This is a genomic window from Nonomuraea sp. NPDC048826, from assembly GCF_043198225.1.
Lineage (GTDB): Bacteria > Actinomycetota > Actinomycetes > Streptosporangiales > Streptosporangiaceae > Nonomuraea.
Genome location: NZ_JBICUQ010000032.1, coordinates 1 through 1089 on the forward strand (window position 1 = coordinate 1; position 1089 = coordinate 1089).

Annotated in this window: 2 rRNA genes; both read left to right on the forward strand. The window is 59.3% G+C overall.

The window, feature by feature from the left end:
* Positions 1-84: ribosomal RNA gene (locus ACGFI7_RS41755) — 16S ribosomal RNA — on the forward strand; the annotation flags it as partial.
* Between the two features lie 374 nt (positions 85-458).
* Positions 459-1089: ribosomal RNA gene (locus ACGFI7_RS41760) — 23S ribosomal RNA — on the forward strand; the annotation flags it as partial.

Consider the following 1089-nt stretch of genomic DNA (forward strand, 5'->3'; position numbering starts at 1 on the left):
GAGCGGTCGAAGGTGGGGCTGGCGATTGGGACGAAGTCGTAACAAGGTAGCCGTACCGGAAGGTGCGGCTGGATCACCTCCTTTCTAAGGAGCACCGGCCGAGGCTTCACCGTCTCGGTCCACGCTGTGCCTGCAAGCGAACGTCTTGCACACGGCAGCTCACTAGTGGAGCACTGGCTACTCAACCGGCCGCGGTCGTCACCGCGCTAGTACCGCCTCTCGGGTTCGCGCCTGAGGGGAGTGGGAGGGCGTGGGATGGAGGGCCGAGACCGGTTGGACACACTGTTGGGTCCTGAGGAAACGGACACCGGCAGGCTCGCCCCCAGGGATGGGGTGCCGGGCCTGCGGTTCTGTTGGTACCTCAGCACAGGACCAGGGAGTTCACCACTGTCGTGTGGTGGGTGAGCTGGTTGCTGTTTGTTGTTTGAGATTTGCATAGTGGACGCGAGCATCTTTGTGGCCAAGTTTTTAAGGGCACACGGTGGATGCCTTGGCATCAGGAGCCGATGAAGGACGTGGGAGGCTGCGTTAAGCCTCGGGGAGTCGCCAACCAGACGTTGATCCGGGGATGTCCGAATGGGGAAACCTAGCACCAGTCATGTGGTGTTGCCTCCGCCTGAATGTATAGGGCGGTTGGTGGTAACGCGGGGAAGTGAAACATCTCAGTACCCGTAGGAAGAGAAAACAAGAGTGATTCCGTGAGTAGTGGTGAGCGAAAGCGGAGGAGGCCAAACCGGGCGTGTGTGATAGCCGGCAGGCGTTGCATGTCCGGGGTTGTGGGACCTTCTTGAAGGAGCTGCCGTTTCTTCGAGCAGTGAGAAATCGATGGGGTAGTCGAAAGCTCTGGGAAGGGCTGCCGTAGACCGTGAGAGCCGGGTAGGCGAAACCTTGTCGACTGCTGGAGGGGATCCCAAGTAGCACGGGGCCCGAGAAATCCTGTGTGAATCTGCCAGGACCACCTGGTAAGCCTAAATACTCCCTGATGACCGATAGTGCACGAGTACCGTGAGGGAAAGGTGAAAAGTGCCCCGGTGAGGGGTCGTGAAAGAGTACCTGAAACCGTGTGCCTACAAGCCGTAGGAGCTTACA